At 52.3% G+C, this 16,394-nt stretch carries 14 protein-coding genes; 10 read left to right on the plus strand and 4 right to left on the minus strand.

Features of this window, described 5'->3' with window-relative positions; translation table 11 throughout:
• Positions 1-170: 170 nt before the first annotated feature.
• The 10 genes from GC101_RS35230 to GC101_RS35275 all read left to right on the plus strand — a co-directional run bounded on the left by GC101_RS35230 (position 171) and on the right by GC101_RS35275 (position 12,632).
• Positions 171-1,712 (plus strand): response regulator, encoded by a 1,542-nt coding sequence (locus GC101_RS35230; protein WP_171721075.1) that lies wholly within the window; start codon positions 171-173, stop codon positions 1,710-1,712.
• Positions 1,713-1,732: 20 nt separating this feature from the next.
• Positions 1,733-3,556, plus strand: a complete 1,824-nt coding sequence (locus GC101_RS35235) for a cache domain-containing sensor histidine kinase (RefSeq protein ID WP_171721076.1) — start codon at positions 1,733-1,735, stop codon at positions 3,554-3,556.
• Between the two features lie 3 nt (positions 3,557-3,559).
• Positions 3,560-5,104: a response regulator gene (locus GC101_RS35240; RefSeq protein ID WP_171721077.1), complete on the plus strand. Its 1,545-nt coding sequence runs from the start codon at positions 3,560-3,562 to the stop codon at positions 5,102-5,104.
• A 114-nt stretch (positions 5,105-5,218) separates the two neighbouring features.
• A complete protein-coding gene (locus tag GC101_RS35245) occupies positions 5,219-6,910 on the plus strand; it encodes a type 2 periplasmic-binding domain-containing protein (protein WP_076247735.1) in 1,692 nt (563 codons plus the stop codon).
• Between the two features lie 89 nt (positions 6,911-6,999).
• Positions 7,000-7,977: an ABC transporter permease gene (locus GC101_RS35250; RefSeq protein ID WP_171721078.1), complete on the plus strand. Its 978-nt coding sequence runs from the start codon at positions 7,000-7,002 to the stop codon at positions 7,975-7,977.
• A 2-nt stretch (positions 7,978-7,979) separates the two neighbouring features.
• Positions 7,980-8,939: a carbohydrate ABC transporter permease gene (locus GC101_RS35255; RefSeq protein ID WP_081970570.1), complete on the plus strand. Its 960-nt coding sequence runs from the start codon at positions 7,980-7,982 to the stop codon at positions 8,937-8,939.
• 62 nt (positions 8,940-9,001) lie between these two features.
• The gene (locus GC101_RS35260) at positions 9,002-10,015 is read left to right on the plus strand and encodes an endo-1,4-beta-xylanase (RefSeq protein ID WP_171721079.1); all 1,014 of its coding nucleotides are present in this window, start codon (positions 9,002-9,004) and stop codon (positions 10,013-10,015) included.
• Between the two features lie 288 nt (positions 10,016-10,303).
• Entirely contained in the window at positions 10,304-11,065 is a 762-nt protein-coding gene (locus GC101_RS35265; protein ID WP_171721130.1) for an ATP-binding cassette domain-containing protein, read from the plus strand.
• Positions 11,058-11,720 (plus strand): methionine ABC transporter permease, encoded by a 663-nt coding sequence (locus tag GC101_RS35270; RefSeq protein ID WP_039307317.1) that lies wholly within the window; start codon positions 11,058-11,060, stop codon positions 11,718-11,720. The genes GC101_RS35265 and GC101_RS35270 overlap by 8 nt, the downstream gene beginning before the upstream one ends.
• Positions 11,721-11,807: 87 nt before the next feature.
• Positions 11,808-12,632: a MetQ/NlpA family ABC transporter substrate-binding protein gene (locus tag GC101_RS35275; RefSeq protein ID WP_171721131.1), complete on the plus strand. Its 825-nt coding sequence runs from the start codon at positions 11,808-11,810 to the stop codon at positions 12,630-12,632.
• Between the two features lie 117 nt (positions 12,633-12,749).
• On the opposite strand, the gene GC101_RS35280 is transcribed toward GC101_RS35275, so the two are convergent.
• The 4 genes from GC101_RS35280 to GC101_RS35295 all read right to left on the minus strand — a co-directional run bounded on the left by GC101_RS35280 (position 12,750) and on the right by GC101_RS35295 (position 16,393).
• Positions 12,750-13,700 carry a metallophosphoesterase family protein gene (locus tag GC101_RS35280; protein WP_171721080.1) on the minus strand — a complete coding sequence of 317 codons (951 nt, stop codon included), beginning with the start codon at positions 13,698-13,700 and terminating at the stop codon, positions 12,750-12,752.
• Between the two features lie 43 nt (positions 13,701-13,743).
• Positions 13,744-14,085, minus strand: a complete 342-nt coding sequence (locus tag GC101_RS35285; RefSeq protein WP_039307319.1) for a DMT family transporter — start codon at positions 14,083-14,085, stop codon at positions 13,744-13,746.
• The gene (locus GC101_RS35290) at positions 14,082-14,981 is read right to left on the minus strand and encodes an HAD family hydrolase (protein WP_171721081.1); all 900 of its coding nucleotides are present in this window, start codon (positions 14,979-14,981) and stop codon (positions 14,082-14,084) included. The genes GC101_RS35285 and GC101_RS35290 overlap by 4 nt, the downstream gene beginning before the upstream one ends.
• A 65-nt stretch (positions 14,982-15,046) precedes the next feature.
• A complete protein-coding gene (locus GC101_RS35295) occupies positions 15,047-16,393 on the minus strand; it encodes an ABC transporter substrate-binding protein (RefSeq protein WP_171721132.1) in 1,347 nt (448 codons plus the stop codon).
• Position 16,394: the final 1 nt, after the last annotated feature.

Genomic DNA, 16,394 nt, shown 5'->3' on the forward strand with positions numbered 1-16,394 from the left:
GAAATTAACCCTAATTATAGAGAATATCCGCAAAAAGTAAATGACCAATGTTACTTTATGTGACTCGGGTATCTGATTAAGTTGTAATTCACATCATTGAACTTGTATGTTAGCATTATTTGTAATTCATTGGCTGACAAAATTTAGATTCGGGGATTGGAGCGAGGCTCATGCTGAAAGTCATGATTGTTGACGATGAACCGTGGGTTCTTGAAGGACTTAGGACGATGGTCGACTGGGAGAAATCCGGTTACGAAGTATGCGCCGAAGCGCTTAGCGCTGTGGAGGCCCTCCGGTTAATTCAGGAGCATAAGCCGGACCTGCTGCTTACGGATATCAACCTTCCCGTAATGAACGGACTCGAGCTGATTGCTGCCGTGAAGGAAGTGATGGACCACCCGCCCAGATTCGTTATTCTGAGCGGATATGACGATTTCAATTATGCCCGCACTGCGCTGCGCCAGAAGGTGGATGGCTATCTGCTGAAGCCGGTCGATGATGAGGAGATCGGGGCGCTGCTCTTGAAGATCAAAGCTATCATCCAAAATGAAATCGCTTCCAGAGAGGAGGGCCGCAAGAAGCAAAACTTCCTGGTCCATAATCTGATCAACCGGTTCATTCAGGGGGAATGGAGCGAAGAGCTGGAGCGCGCAGCGGATAGGCTGATGGACCTTCAGCCTGAGACGGAGCTGCAGTGCATCCTTGCTGCTGCTGTATCAAGCGCAATGAGCCTGAATGAAGGGAATGGGGAAGGATTCCCGGGTGAGCTTGGCTATGTCTTTCAGGACCCTGCGGGCAGGCCGGGTCTTATTGTGCGGTGTGCGGGGATGTCCTCCGAAGCCATTGAGGCAGCCGCCGCCCAGGTGCAGAAGGCACAGTCGGAGAAGCTTGGCGTTCCTGTGGCCGTACTGATCAGCGGCAAGCGGAAAGGGGCGCGCTCCATCCAGGAATTGTACACACAGAGCCTTGAGGTCTGGGGATTGAAGTACCGCAGGGAGAAGGGCGGAATCTTCTACTATAACGACCTGGGAGCAAAGGGCCAGTCCCTGGAATTAGCTGAAGGGCACTTCACCTGTGTGCTGGAGAAGGTCAAGGCAGGCGAGACCGGGCAGATTCTGAGTTGTGTCAGGGAAGCGTTCGCTGCCATTACGGCCAAGCCGCTGAAGATCGATGCTGCCCAGGCCGAGGTGGCTCATCTGGAGATGACCTTATGCCGTAGCATCGCTGAAATGCAGGGAGATCCCGACCGAATCATGAACGCGATGCGGACGGAGTATGGCAATCTGGGCGGGCTCGCGGATTATTACAGGCTGAGTCTGTATGTGGACAAGCTCTGCCTGCAGGCAGCGGCTTATCTGGCTGAATTACGGGCGGATAATGAAGGGAACACGATCTATAATGTCATTCAGTACGTGGATCTTGAATTCCGGAGCAAGCTGCAGCTTCAGGATATTGCCAAGCAGTTTCATATGAACTCGGCCTATTTGGGCCAGCTGTTCCGTAAGGAAACGGGCCGGAGCTTCAGCGATTATCTGAATGAGAAGCGGATTGAAGCGGCCAAGGGCCTGCTTAAGCGCACCCAGCTCAAGATATCGGATATTGCACTGCAGGTGGGCTTTTCGAATACGGATTATTTTATCGACAAGTTCAAGGGGAGGGTTGGTTCTTCACCTTCAGTCTACAAGAATGCCAATAAGAACAAGCAGCTCTGAGAAAGCCGGGTGCATAAGGCATGTGGAGAAAAAGATTCAAATTCACGACGATTGTTAACGATATCCCGCTCAATTATAAGTTCTACCTGATTTATATTGTCGGTGTACTTCTGCCTATAATGGTGCTTAATCTTGTATTTCTGGACCGGATTACGGATCTTATCAAATCCAGAGAACAGCAGAACCTGGAGATTTCCCTGGAGCGGGCGCGCAAGGATATTCTTGATTTCATCGAAGGGGGGGTCTCCGTCGGATATGCATTGTCTACGGATAAGAATCTGTACGAGATGCTGGACCGCACCTACACGGACTCTATAGAATTCTATAATATGTTCGACGAACAGCTGAGGGACCGGATGAACAGCTACATGCCTGTTAACAACCAGCTGGAGCGGATCAGCATCTACACAGACAACCGCACCATTGTATCCGGCGGGAATTACCAGGTCATGAATGACAAGGTATGGGCCAGCGACTGGTATAGACAGGCGAAGAATGCGAGTACCCAGGTGTTTGTGACCGCCTACCGGACGAGTGAGAACAAGAATCTGGCATCGTCAATCCCTACGCTAAGTGTGGTAGAAACGATGGATAATTACAGAAATTTGAATAAGTATGAGAAGGTGCTGCGCATTGATCTGGATCTTAATGAGATCTACGACATTATTGTCCGGGAGAAGGATTACTTAAGCCTCTACCTCATCAATGAGCAGAACAAGATTGTCATGTCAGCGGACAGCGGCTATCAGCGGCTCACCAAAGAGCCCTATCCCTTATTCGATCAGCTGGGTAACGGTCAAGGTCAGGAGGAGGATGTTCGGATAGTACCTGTGGGTACGGCCAACTATCTCAAAGGCTGGAGAATTGCCGGAATCACCCAGGGTGAGCGGATTTCCCAGGCGATTCTGGATATACGTCTATACGCGGCTGCGCTGGCAACAACGCTTACGCTGCTGACCAGCGGATTCATCTATATTATGCTGCGCTCTTACAATTACCGGGTGAAACGCCTGTCCCGTCATATGCAAAAGGTGTCAAACGAGAAGTTTGAGCTGATCACCATCGATGAGGGACGGGATGAGATCGGCGGCTTAATCCGCAATTTCAACCGGATGACCTCCAGAATCCACTCGCTGATCAACGATGTGTATAAGCTGGAGATCCAGAGCAAGAATCTGGAGATGGAGCGCGTCAGGGCGGAGCTGAACTTCCTGCAGAGCCAGATGAACCCCCATTTTCTGTTCAATACGCTGAATGCGATTCTGGTGGTCTGCACCAAGAACAAGTATTCCGATGTAACGGATATTGTGAAAAGCCTGTCGAAGCTGCTGCGCAGGCTGCTCAGCTGGAAGGAAGACCTGGTGTCGGTGCAGGAGGAGATCACATTCATCGAGATGTATCTCAAAATCGAGAAATTCAGGTTCAGGGATAAATTCGACTATGTTTTTGAGATTGATGAGCAGTCACTGAAATATAAAATTCCGAAGCTGAGCATGCAGCCGCTGGTCGAGAACTCCTGCAAGCATGGATTGCAGACGATTGAAGGGCTTGGCATTATCCGGGTGAGCACGGCAGTGCTGGATAACAGGCTGCAGATTAGCGTATCGGATAACGGCAAAGGCATAGAGCCGGATAAGCTTAAAGAGCTGCTGTTTGCCATCCGCAAGGAGGACTCCTCCGGGGCCAATATCGGAATCCGCAACGTCTACCGCAGGCTGGAGCTATATTATGCCGATCAGGTGCGCTTCGAGATATCCAGCACACCGGGTCTGGGGACCTTAGTCACCTTCGGCATTCCGCTCAGGCTGCTGGAGATGAATCATCCCTTGGAAGGCGAGGTGTAACCAATGAAATACAAAGTATTATTAATTGATGATGAGCCGAGCGCCATTGAAGGTATGCAGCTGTGGATTGATTGGGAGGAACTCGGCTTCGAGCTGTGCGGAACCTGCGGCAACGGCCGGGAGGGGCTGCGGCTGATGAAGCTGCTGGAGCCGGACCTGGTGATTACAGATGTGAACATGCCGCTCATGAATGGTTTGGAGATGATAGAGGCCTGGCAAGAGCAGGAGGCCGGCAGACCCAAGTTCGTGATTCTGAGCGGCTACAGTGAATTTGAATATGCCCGGACGGCCATCAGCTACGGAATCAGCCATTATCTGCTGAAGCCGGTCTTTCCGGAGGAGGCTGCTGAGGAATTGCGGGAAATTCATCAGGAGCTGGAACAGGAAGCGAACCGCAGAATGATTCATGAGATTGCCTCTGAAGAAGAGGCGGTGGCCTTGATCAGAGGACTGCTGTACGGGAAAAAAGCAGACCCGGAGCTTCAGGAGCTGCTGGATCGCCTGCCTGGCTTTCAGGGGGTCGGCATCTGGAATCTTTGTCTGATTCAGACTGTCCCGGAGCTGTATGCAGAGCTGCGGGGAAGGGCGGCTGCCCTGCTGGCCGCCTATCCGGCCATGGTGATGATGGATCTGGAGGCGGGCATACTCGGGATTGTATACGGTATGCCGGCAGACAGACCTGAAGGCGGCACCATAGAAGAGGGGCTGAATATCCTCCGGCAGGAATACGGCAGCGGACAGATATATATGGCCATTGGAGCCCCTGAGGACTCCCTGCCGGGGATTGCGGAGAGTTACCGCAGTGCCAAAGAGGCTTTGCAGCATTTTTTCTATAATCCTGAGTATGCCGGGATTCTGGCTTACCGCGGGATACAGGGCCATTCCTTCAGCTATCATTATGACCATATCCGGCTGATGGATGCCCTGCTTGATTCTGTTAATCTGCTCGATGCGGACAGTTACCGCAGAGCGCTGGAGGAAGCGGACCGCAGCTTCCGTGCACAGCAGGTGGCGCCGGAGGTGGTTCGGAAAATTGTGATTCATCTCATGTACCGGATCACCGAGCTCGCGCCCGGGGCGGAGGACGGAGGCGGGGAGCAGGGGGCGGCAGGGTCTGGAATCGCGGAGATCCAGCAGGCCATGATCCCGCTGGATGAACTGCTTAGCCGCTTATTATTATGCGGTGAAATGGCAATTGATCTCCTGATGCGTGAGCAGAATCAAAAGTCGCATGGCATTGTGCAGGAGATTAACGAGTATATCAGTGCGCATTTTCAGGAGAGTCTGAGCATTCAGAAGCTGGCAGAGGTCTTCTTCCTGCATCCCGTCTATCTGGGGCAATTGCTGATTAAGAAGAACGGCATGACCTTCAATGAGCAGCTGCATCAGCTGCGGATTCAGGAGGCGGCGGTTCTGCTGCGCGGCAGCAAGCTGAAGCTCTCGGAGATAGCTGAACGTGTAGGTTATGTCAATTACGGCCAGTTTTTGAAACGGTTCGAAAAGGAGATGCACATGGGTCCGAATGAGTACCGCCATGCAAAGTTCTAAACTTTTATGGGGGTATATCTTTAATTCGGTCGTATTTTAGCAGTCGGATCACCTCTATAATTCATATATGTAAGTGCTTACAAATTAAAGACCAACACATTATGGAGGTGCTTTATGGGGGGCAAGTCGAAAGCGATGTACAAGTTTTCCCTGATTGTTCTGTTATCCCTAAGCTTTACGCTATCCGGCTGCGGGGGCAACAACAACAATACTGCGGGCAAAGCTGAAGAGACAACTGCGGCAGGAACTGCTTCAGCTAACACAGAAGGAAAGATAGAACCCTTTAAGGTAAGCGTATTCATTGGTGCAGCTGGACAACAGCCGACACCGGACAACAAAATTTACAAGAAGATCAAGGAAGAAACCGGAGCCAGCTTCGATATGGAATTCCTGGCTGGTGACATTAACCAGAAGCTGGGCGTTATGATTGCCGGCCAGGATTACCCGGACCTCATGACCGGGAATACCAAGCTTACAGCAGCAGGGGCTTATATTCCGCTGGAAGACCTGATTGAAGAGCATGCGCCAAATTTGAAAGCGCATTATGCCGAATATTGGAACATGATGAAGGACCCGAACGACGGCCATATTTATATCCTGCCTAACTACGGTGTGTACAATGGTAAGGTCAACAGCTCCTGGTATTCGGGACCTGCCTTCTGGATTCAAAAAGCTGTCCTCAAGGAATTCAATTATCCGCAGGTGAAGACACTGGACCAATACTTTGACCTGATTGAGCAGTATAAGGCGAAATATCCTAAAATCGACGGAAGCCCGACGATCGGGTTCGAAATCCTGAACTATGACTGGAAAAACTGGGGTCTGTTCAATGCGCCGCAGCATCTGATCGGCCATCCAAATGATGGCGGTGTCGTTGTCAATGACGGCGTAGCTGAAGTGTTTGCAAACAAAGATTATGCGAAGCAATACTACCAGAAGCTGAATGAAATCAACCAGAAGGGTCTGATTGATAAAGAGACCTTTGTACAGAATTATGACCAGTATATGGCAAAGCTGTCCAGCGGAACCGTTCTGGGGATGTTCGACCAGCACTGGAACTTCAACGCTGCTGAGGATTCTCTGACTACCCAAGGTAAAATTGAACGCACCTATGTCGGTCTTCCGCTCGTATACGACGAGTCGACCAAAGACTACTACCGCGATCTTGCCGTCCTTAACCTTAACAACGGCTTCGGTATCAGCATCAATGCCAAAAATGCCGTACAGATCATCAAGCTGCTCGACACTCTGATCCAGGAAGACTGGCAGAAAACGTTCTCCTGGGGTGTGGAAGGCGAAGATTATATCGTGGAGAACGGCAGATTTATGAGAACCCAGGAGCAGCGTGACAATGCAGCCGATGCCACCTGGCAGCTGGCCAATAAAGCCAAAGCGATGTTTGATTACCTGCCCAAAACCGAAGGAAGCTTCAGTGACGGCAACTCAACGGATGCTGCTGCACAGCCGGAAGAATACAAAGCGGGTCTGAAGCCTTTTGACAAGGAAGTGCTTGATGCCTATGGCTTTGACTCTTACGTGGACTTCTTCAGTGAACCACCTGCCAACCCGGTCTATTATCCTGCCTGGTCCATCGACTTAATTGAAGGATCGGATGCCAAAATAGCCAGTACCAAGCTGAATGAACTGCAGACCAAGTTCCTGCCTAAAGCCATCCTTGCCGACCCGGCAGATTTCGATTCCGTATGGACCGATTACACCGGACAGATCGAAAAGGCTAATGTGAAGGCATATGAAGACAAGATCAATGAGCAGATTAAGTGGAGAATTGAGAACTGGAGTAAATAACGGAACGCTGTTTCCGGGATCAGAAGGTGGAGGGCCGATCAGGGCCTTCCACTTGCTAAATTAATTTCATGGAGTAGGAGACAACGAATATGGATGAGACCCTAGAAATAGATACTGTCGTCCGGCATCCGAAGAAGAACCGAAAGAAGAAAAAAAAGCCGATTACCTGGCGTTTGATCAAAAACCAGAATCAGCTTATTTGGATGTCTGTGCCTTTGATGCTCTACATTATTCTTTTTGCCTATGTTCCCGTTTGGGGCTGGACCATGGCCTTTCAGAATTACAAGCCGGCGAAGTCCTTCGGTGAACAGGAATGGGTGGGACTCAAGCAATTCAGGTTTCTGTTTACAGATGATAACTTCATTCGTGTACTGCGCAACACGCTGGCGATGGGGCTTATCAATCTGATTCTCGGTTTTGTTACAGCCATCGTGCTTGCGCTGCTGCTGAATGAAATCAAGAAGGTCTTCTGGAAAAGGACCGTGCAGACAATCTCTTACCTGCCCCACTTCCTGTCCTGGATTATCGTTACCGGCATTGTGGCCACCTCGCTCTCCATTAACGACGGGATTGTAAATATCGTTCTGATGAAGCTGCATCTGATTAAAGAGCCGATTCTATGGCTCAGTGAGGGAAAGTACTTCTGGGGAATCGTAGGGGCTTCGCATGTGTGGAAGGAAGTGGGCTGGAATACCATTATTTATCTGGCGGCCATTGCCTCCATTGACCCGGCCCTTTATGAAGCTGCCGAAATTGACGGTGCTAACCGTTACAAGAAGATGATGTTTGTAACCCTGCCTGGTATCAAAGCAACGATCGTAATTCTGATGATTATGTCCATAGGACATGTCCTGGAAGCAGGCTTTGAAGTGCAGTATCTGCTCGGCAACGGGCTGGTAGTGGACTGGGCGGAGACGATAGATATCTTCGTGCTTAAATACGGGCTTGCCCAAGGGAATTATTCACTCGCCACTGCGGGCGGGATTTTCAAAACAGTTGTCAGTGTAACCTTGCTGCTTATGGCTAATGGAATTTCCAAGCGGCTTGGGGAAGAGAGGTTGTTATAATGATGGATAACCGACAAATTAGCCCTGGGCCAAAAGCAGGCTATACGGTGAAAAGGAGTCTAGGCACCGGAAGGCTTGAGCCGATTCTGTTCACTTCCTTCAATACGCTCTTTATGGTCTGTCTGGTGGTTGTGACATTATATCCATTCATCAACACGATAGCTGTTTCGTTTAATGAAGGGAACGATACGATCCGCGGCGGTATTTACTTATGGCCGAGAGAATGGACTTTTCAGAATTACAGGGCGATTTTTGCCACGGGAACTATTTTTGACGCTTTCCTGGTTTCAGTAGCCCGTACAGTGATTTCTACGATACTTAATATTTTTCTGACCACCATGCTTGCATACACCTTAAGCCGCAGGGAATATGTATTCCGCCAGCCGATTACTGTTATCTTTGTGCTTACGATGTATTTCAGCGCGGGTCTGATCCCGAACTATTTCCTGATCAAGGATCTGCATCTGTTAAACAGCTTCTGGGTGTATATTTTCCCGTCCATGATCAGCGCATTCAATATGATCGTCATCCGTACCTATATCGGAACCATTCCGGAGAGCCTCCTGGAATCGGCGAAGATCGACGGCGCCGGGGATTTCAGAATATTCATGCGGGTGGTGTTTCCGCTCTGCAAGCCGGTACTGGCTACCATCGCACTGTTTGTGGCTGTCGGCGCGTGGAACTCCTGGTTCGATGCCTTTATCTATACCTCATCCAGACAGAATCTCAGTACGCTGCAATATGAGCTGATGAAGCTGCTATCCTCAACGATGAATTCCAACGGCAACCCAACCGTACAGAATGGGGTGGGGATGGATCAGAATTCGGCAAGAGCGATGGTGACACCGCTCTCTATACGGGCAGCTATCACAGTCGTGGCCTCTGTGCCTATCCTGCTGGTGTATCCGTTTATGCAGAAGTACTTTGTAGTGGGCTTGAATGTCGGAAGTGTGAAGGAATAGGCGGCCGGAACGGCGCTTGCTTTGCCTGATCCGACTAATGTGAATAAGGAGTGTTGTTAGCCGTGAGAGAAAGCCTGGACTTCAAGGAACCTGCACTGAAGCTGGTGTTCGCTGATGATTTCAAGATCGGCGCAGCGGTCAATCCGCGGACGGCCAGTTCACAGGAAAAGCTGCTGGCTTATCATTTCAACAGCATTACTGCCGAGAATGAGATGAAGTTTGAGAGTCTGCATCCGGCAGAGGAGATCTATCGTTTCGGAGAGGCGGATACGCTGGTTGCCTTTGCCCGGAAGCATGGCATGGCGATGCGCGGGCATACCCTCGTATGGCATAATCAGACAACCGATTGGCTGTTTGAGGACAAAACGCACGGCATTGTAGACAAGAATACACTGCTGGCCCGGCTCAAAAGTCATATTGAGACCGTGGTCGGGCGTTACCGGGGAGATATCTACGCTTGGGATGTGGTCAATGAAGCTATTGCCGATGAAGGCAGTGAACTGCTGCGCCCCTCCAAATGGCTGGAGATCGCCGGACCGGACTTCATTGCCGAAGCGTTCCGGTACGCGCATGCAGCGGACCCGCAGGCGCTGCTCTTCTACAATGACTATAATGAATCCGACCCGCAGAAGCGGGATAAAATTTACACGCTCATGAAATCCCTGATTGACCGGGAGGTGCCGGTGCACGGCGTCGGCTTGCAGGCCCACTGGAATCTGTATGATCCGGGCCTGGATGAAATCAGGGAAGCGATTGAGAAATATGCTTCGCTCGGTCTTCAGCTGCAGCTTACGGAGCTTGATCTGTCGCTGTTCCGCTTCGATGACAGGCGAACGGATCTTAAGGCTCCTCCTGCGGAACTGCTTGAGCTGCAGGCGGAGCGGTATGAAGCCGTGTTCCGGCTGCTGAAGGAATACCGCGAGGTCATCTCCTCTGTCACCTTCTGGGGAGCAGCGGATGACTATACCTGGCTGGATGATTTCCCGGTCCGGGGACGGAAGAACTGGCCGTTTCTGTTCGATGAGAAGCATCAGCCGAAGCCTGCGTATAACCGGATTGTGCCGGGGAACCGCTGAGCGGAGGAGATTTTTCTTGTGAAATAGCCAAAAAGGATGGGGTCCTATTAGGGCCGCATCCTTTTTGGCGTATATACAAGAATAATCCCAAACGGCCCGGGGGCATCCTTATAATGGGTATCCCTTCCGGAGCGCTTATAAATCATTTTGAGAAAAATGATGACACAGCGGAAGAAATGCCTTATTATTTAAAGAGATTTTTAATGAAACAGATTTTAAATAATTATAGTACAATACAGCCGAAGGTGGAGCGCTGTAGTCCAGGCAGTCTATTAAGGAGGGCTTCATATTCTATCACTGAGTCAGGTTAGCAAAAGCTTCGCTCTGAAGGACGGCCCTTATACTGCTGTGGACAATGTATCGCTTGAAGTGAAGACGGGTGCTATTCACGGTATTATCGGGGCAAGCGGTGCCGGCAAATCTACACTCCTGCGGCTGATCAATCTGCTGGAGCGGCCTGATATGGGAACGGTTACTGTAGACGGCAAGCTGCTTACTGAGCTGCCGGACAAGGAGCTGCGGCAGCAGCGGCAAAGAATCGGCATGATCTTTCAGCAGTTCAATCTTGTCGGCAATGCCACCGTCAGCCGCAATGTGGCGATTCCGCTGGAGCTTGCCGGAGTGCCGCGTGCCGGGCGGATAAAGCGGGTGCAGGAATGTCTGCAGTTTGTCGGGCTTGCGGACAAAGCTAATCACTATCCGGCGCAGCTCAGCGGCGGCCAGCGCCAGCGGGTAGCGATTGCCCGGGCGCTGGCGAACAACCCGAAGCTGCTGCTGTGCGATGAGCCGACCTCCGCGCTTGATCCGGGCACCACGGCGGATATCCTGGGTGTGCTCCGCCACATCAATGATTCGCTCGGTGTTACTGTCGTTATAGTTACCCATGAGCTGGATGTCGTCCGGAGCATCTGCTCAGAGGTATCTGTAATGGAGAGCGGGCGGATGGTTGATTTCTTTTCCCGGGATGAGGCCGGCTTTCTTCCGCCGGGGAGCCATTCGGGCTCCTACCGGGAGAGAATTACGGGAAGAACGGGGGAACCCTATGTTTGAGAGCATGCTGAAGTATCAGGATCAGATGTGGCAGTCGATCGGAGAGACCTTTGTGATGGTCGGAATCTCCGTGGGGGCTGCGCTGCTACTGGGGCTTCCGCTGGGGACACTGCTGTATTTTTGCCGCAAAGGCCAATTGTATGAGAACAGAAGCTTGTCTCTCATACTGAACAGCATTGTAAATGTGGTGCGTTCGTTTCCGTTCCTGCTGCTGGTAGTAGCTCTGATTCCGTTCACCCGCCTGGTGGTGGGAACGGCGATTGGCACGCTGGCGGCAACGGTGCCGCTGTCTATTGTCGCTATTGCCTATTATTCACGGCTGGTGGAGCAATCTCTGCTGGAGGTTCCCAGAGGAACCATAGAAGCGGCATTATCCATGGGGGCATCGAGGCTGGGAGTGATCTTTAAGTTTCTGTATGTGGAGGCCCGATCCGGACTGGTGCTGGGATTGACAGCTTCTACGATCAGCTTCATTTCTTTTTCAACAGTAATGGGTGTGGTCGGCGGCGGCGGGGTTGGCGATTTCGCGATCCGCTACGGATATCAGCGCTTCGAGACAGAAGTGATGATCTACGCCATTCTCGTCATGATTGTGCTGGTGCAATTGATTCAGTTCACGGGAAGTACACTGGCAAGACTGCTGGATAAACGCTGAGAAACTATATAACAATGGGGGCTGGAGATAACAATGAAGAAGACGATGACTGCAGGATACGGAACGGTTAAGAGAACCGGAACAAGAATGAAAGCTGCCTTCGGATTAACACTGCTCGTATTGGTACTCGCACTTGCGGGCTGCGGAAACAACAAGGAAGCAGAAGAGACACCGGCTGCCACCAGCACTGAACCTGTGAAGATCAAGGTAGCCTCGCTGATTCCGCCGATGACGGATATCCTTGATATTGTGAAGCCGATCCTGAAGGAAGAAGGCGTGGATATGGAGGTTGTGGTGCTGTCCGATAATGTGCAGCCGAACGAAGCGCTGGCGAACAAAGAGGTGGACGCGAACTTCTTCCAGCATGTGCCTTACATGGAACAGTTCAATGCCAGCAAAGGTTCAAGCCTGGTAGCTGTTCAGCCAGTATATGATGCCATCTATGGCGGTTACTCCAAACGCTATAAGAGCATTGATGAACTGCCTGATGGAGCAACCCTCGTAATGGCGAATGATCCTTCGAATATCGGACGCTCCCTGCAAATGTTCGCCGATGCCGGATTGATTACCCTGAAGGAAAGGGTAGGCATCCAGGCGACCCAGGCGGACATTACCGCCAATACGAGGAACTTTAAGTTCGAAGAGGTCGATCTGCTGATGCTGGCCCGGATGCTGGATGATGCGGACCTGGTGGCAATGACTCCGGCGTATGCCAGCCCGCTCGGCCTGACCCCCAAGAAGGATGCGCTGATCACCGAAGGTGAGGATTCCGCATTTACGATCACGCTCGTTGCCCGTGAGGACAACAAGGATTCCGAGGCGATCCAGAAGCTGGCTAAGGCGATCAGCGGCCCGGAAGTGAAGAAGTTCCTTGAGGATAATTACGCGGATATTGCGTTGCCTGCTTTTTGATTGAAAATAGACTGCATCCGCAAACGGATGTATAGTTTTGCAGCCTTTACGCACAGCAGCCTTCTCCTTATTGACGGAGAAGGCTGTTTTTATTGCAGCTATTATAATGAAGCTTGTTTATTTAATATGGACTTTTTCAGAAGATTGCCCAGGTACATTAACGGTGTTAACAACCTCGTATTCAGCCGCTTCAATCCAGGTTCCCGTAGTGAAATCGCGTCCCCGCACAAGCACCTTATCAGCGTAGACCTCCACATAGAAGCCCTGGCTGCCCGTCTTGTGCTCATCCGCATTTGTCCAGAGGTAGGCGACAGAAGCTGCGTTGAACATGGTAGCTGTCTCCCCGTTGCCGGGGTACATCGTATTATCGACCTCAAGCTCCCAGTGGGTATGCCCGGTGAAGAGCAGAGTCTGCGGATACTTCGCCAGGATGGAGCGCAGCTCTTTGTCTTGAGTAACGCCATACCACTCCTGCGACTCCAGAGAACCGGCCACCGTGTCCTTCAGCGGCTGGTGCAGGAAGAGGAAGACCGGCTGATCCGGCGGCGCGGCTGCACCGAGCTCCAGCTCCATCTGTCCGTCAGGCTGCCGGCTGTCCGGTGCGCCTTCGCCAAGCTTCCGGTCCAGCCAGCGGAGCTGTTCGTCCGACAGATTGCAGAACGTGGGCAGACCCTCCTCAGTTCCAAGGAAGATGAAATGATACCCGCCGGTCCAATGGTCATGATAGGGACCAGGCATACCCATACGGGAGGTGTACATCGCCAGGCGGGATTCCCAGTGACCGAGGCCCACATCATGATTGCCCAAGGTGAAGCGGATCTCCGGCAGCGATGCCTGATGCAGTTGAAGAATACGGTGGACCTCAGCATATTCCTCTGGATAGCCATGATCCGTGATATCCCCGATATGCATAATTCCGCTGCTGCCCTGCGCATGTCCGGCCAAATCCTGCAGTGCCCGTTCGAAATTCAGATTGTATTCATGTGCCGGATCGGCCGTGACGTGGGTGTCGGTAATAATCTGGAAGGTTAACAGCGGCGGTTGTCCGCCATGTCCGCTTGTGTTCATTCGCAGGGTGAGCCTCCTTTGATGATGTATGAATAATATCTTCCTAATGCCCTTTGGCGCTGATGTTTAGGCCCACAATACCGGCTACGATTACGGTCACCCACAAGAGTGAGGAGAAGGTCAGCCGTTCTTCAAAAAAAAGCGCGCCCGCCACGGAGATCAGGATGATGCCTGCCCCCGACCATACCGCATAAGCAACTCCAACTTTGATGGAGGTAAGGGCAACATTGAGCGAGGTGAAGCTGATCCCGTAGAACAGGAACATCAGCACGGAGGGCCAGGGCCGGGTGAAGCCGTGGGATAGTTTCATGGAGAGGGTGCCGGAGAGCTCGAACACAATCGCCATTGCGAGAAATACCCAGGCTAAGGCCCCCTCGGCCCTCATCGTGCTATCCTTCCTATACCAAGCTCCGCATAAGACTGCACCAGACAATCTGCATCCGGCAAAAGACTGCGTGCAGGCCGTGTATCTGCCGCACGGCTACTGCCAGTAGCCAGGACTGTTGCTGCTGCATTCACGCCGGCCGGGCTGCTAGTTGCACCTAATCTGGCCGTAGCTGCAGCAGGTGCCGCCTCGGCTGCCGCATTGCTTGCAATCCCGATGGCCACCGCCATCCCGGCAGCCTTGGCCATCCGCATATCGCCGTTCGTGTCGCCGATCACGGCAGCTTCGGCCGGCTGTATCCCCAACCGTTCGCAGGCCAGCAGCGCCATGTCAGGGAAGGGCTTGCCGCGCTCCACCTGATCCGTGCCGATCACGGCGCTGAAATACCCGCGGATGCCGAGCCAGCGGAGGTGATTCTCCGCCGCTGCGGTTTCATCCGCAGTGACTACGGCCAGCGGAATTCCTTCGGCTGCGCACCCGTCAAGGAAATGCAGCAGGCCGGGGAGTGGTCGGACAGGCTTGCTCTGTTCCATTAAAGCATCTGCTTCTTGCCGGCAGCGGTCAGTCAGTTCCATCGACTCTGCCCAGGATAAGCCAAGCAGATAGCCTTGCCAGGACAGAATGGCATAGAGATCGTTCATGGTTCCCATGGCCAGGGGGCCGTTACGGTCATAATCAATAATTCTGCCCTCTGCATCGTGAACGGTCCCGAGCAGCGAGGCCAGGTGCTGCACCGGAAATTCAAGGCCATGCTCCTTCAGCTGCCGGGAGAACCGGACGAGGAAACACTCTCCCCAGCTGCCCCAGAGGGAGACGAACTCCAGGAGGGTGCCATCCTTGTCGAACAGAATGGCGGATATGGAATGCTCCCCGTGCGGGGTAATGAGCGTAGGCATGCTGCCGTCCTCCTGTATCTGATAGTTCATTTGATGAATTATTTAGATCATAAATTAATTGCCGGTTATTTCAGTTTATCCAAGGCCGCCTGGGCGGTTTGCTGCGCTTCCTTAAGGGCTTCAGCCGCCGGAATATTCTCAATCTGCACCTTGTCCGCAGCGATTGTCAGGGCATCGTTGATTTTGCCGCCGGTAGGGTCCTGGAAGGGAGCGGAGGCGTGAGAGGCCTGCTGTAACGGGATTTTGATCTGCGGATTAGTCTCACTGAATGTGACGAATGCCGGATCTTCGAGTGCAGACTGGCGGACGGAAATATATCCGGTGTTAATGGACCAGAAGGCGGTATTCTCGGAGTTCGTGAAGTAGGCCAGCCATTTCATGGCAGCCTGCTGCTCGGCATCTCCGGCCTTGGCAGGAATACCGGCCATAATTGCCTGAGCCACAGGTTTGCCTTCGCCGACTCCGGCCCAGCCCGGCTGCTCCATTGCGGAGACGATGCTGAAGTCGAGATCGCCCTGGTCGCCGCTGGAGCCGGTGTATCCGGCCGCCTGGCCTTTCATTACATCGTCAATCGTCTTGTACCAGTACTCCCAGCCTTGTCCGCCGGAGTGAATACGCATGGTCTTGTCTTCATGAATCGACTGGCGGAAGAAGTCCCAGGTCTCGATCCATTCAGGAGAGTCGATCGTAACTGTTTTGCCATCCTCACTGAGAATGTTGCCGCCTTTACTGAGTACAGCGTCAATCATATTGCCGGAGCCCCACATCGGCTCCCAGCCGTAGAAGCTGGTTTTGCCGCCTTCTGTGACTGTCATTTTCTTGGCAGCTGCAGCGAGGTCTTCCCAGGTCTTAATCTGGCTGGCATCAATGCCGGCTTTCTCAAAAGCATCCTTACGGTAATACATCACCTGTGTCGTTCCATACATCGGGAGGAAGTACTGCTTGCCGTCAACCTGGCCCTGGCTCAGGAAGGTCTGGACGAAATCCGCCTGATTGAAATCCGGCTGCCCGGCAATCAGTTCATCCATCGCTGCGAAGTAGCCTTTGCGGGCCCAGTCTATATTGGAGGAGAGCACGGCTGCCGGAACCTGCCCGGTAGCGATCGCTGCCTGAAGCTTCTGTTCGGTTTCTGTATAATCTGCCTGCACAATGCCCTTGACGATGACCTCCTGCTGGGAGGCATTGAATTTCTGAATGAGCGATTCCATATTTTCACCGAGCTTGCCGCCGAGTCCATACCAGAATTCAATAGTTACCGGTGCGCCTCCAGCCGGAGCAGCATTAGCGGCAGGCACTGTGGCGGCACCGTCCGCTGCCGTAACATTGCCCGAAGCAGAATTACCGCCACAGGCAGTGAGTACGGAAAGTCCGGCGATCATGGATACTGCAGACAACCTTTTGAATACGTTCATC

It is taken from the genome of Paenibacillus phytohabitans (genome assembly GCF_013141775.1).
GTDB classification, from domain to species: domain Bacteria; phylum Bacillota; class Bacilli; order Paenibacillales; family Paenibacillaceae; genus Paenibacillus_AQ; species Paenibacillus_AQ phytohabitans.

Excerpts from the sequence above, each read along its gene's own strand:
- GC101_RS35230 (WP_171721075.1), top strand. The coding sequence starts at position 171 with ATGCTGAAAGTCATGATTGTTGACGATGAACCGTGGGTTCTTGAAGGA.
- GC101_RS35235 (WP_171721076.1), top strand. The coding sequence starts at position 1,733 with ATGTGGAGAAAAAGATTCAAATTCACGACGATTGTTAACGATATCCCG.
- GC101_RS35240 (WP_171721077.1), top strand. The coding sequence starts at position 3,560 with ATGAAATACAAAGTATTATTAATTGATGATGAGCCGAGCGCCATTGAA.
- GC101_RS35245 (WP_076247735.1), top strand. The coding sequence starts at position 5,219 with ATGGGGGGCAAGTCGAAAGCGATGTACAAGTTTTCCCTGATTGTTCTG.
- GC101_RS35250 (WP_171721078.1), top strand. The coding sequence starts at position 7,000 with ATGGATGAGACCCTAGAAATAGATACTGTCGTCCGGCATCCGAAGAAG.
- GC101_RS35255 (WP_081970570.1), top strand. The coding sequence starts at position 7,980 with ATGGATAACCGACAAATTAGCCCTGGGCCAAAAGCAGGCTATACGGTG.
- GC101_RS35270 (WP_039307317.1), top strand. The coding sequence starts at position 11,058 with ATGTTTGAGAGCATGCTGAAGTATCAGGATCAGATGTGGCAGTCGATC.
- GC101_RS35275 (WP_171721131.1), top strand. The coding sequence starts at position 11,808 with ATGAAAGCTGCCTTCGGATTAACACTGCTCGTATTGGTACTCGCACTT.
- GC101_RS35280 (WP_171721080.1), bottom strand. The coding sequence starts at position 13,700 with ATGAACACAAGCGGACATGGCGGACAACCGCCGCTGTTAACCTTCCAG.
- GC101_RS35285 (WP_039307319.1), bottom strand. The coding sequence starts at position 14,085 with ATGAGGGCCGAGGGGGCCTTAGCCTGGGTATTTCTCGCAATGGCGATT.
- GC101_RS35290 (WP_171721081.1), bottom strand. The coding sequence starts at position 14,981 with ATGCCTACGCTCATTACCCCGCACGGGGAGCATTCCATATCCGCCATT.
- GC101_RS35295 (WP_171721132.1), bottom strand. The coding sequence starts at position 16,393 with ATGAACGTATTCAAAAGGTTGTCTGCAGTATCCATGATCGCCGGACTT.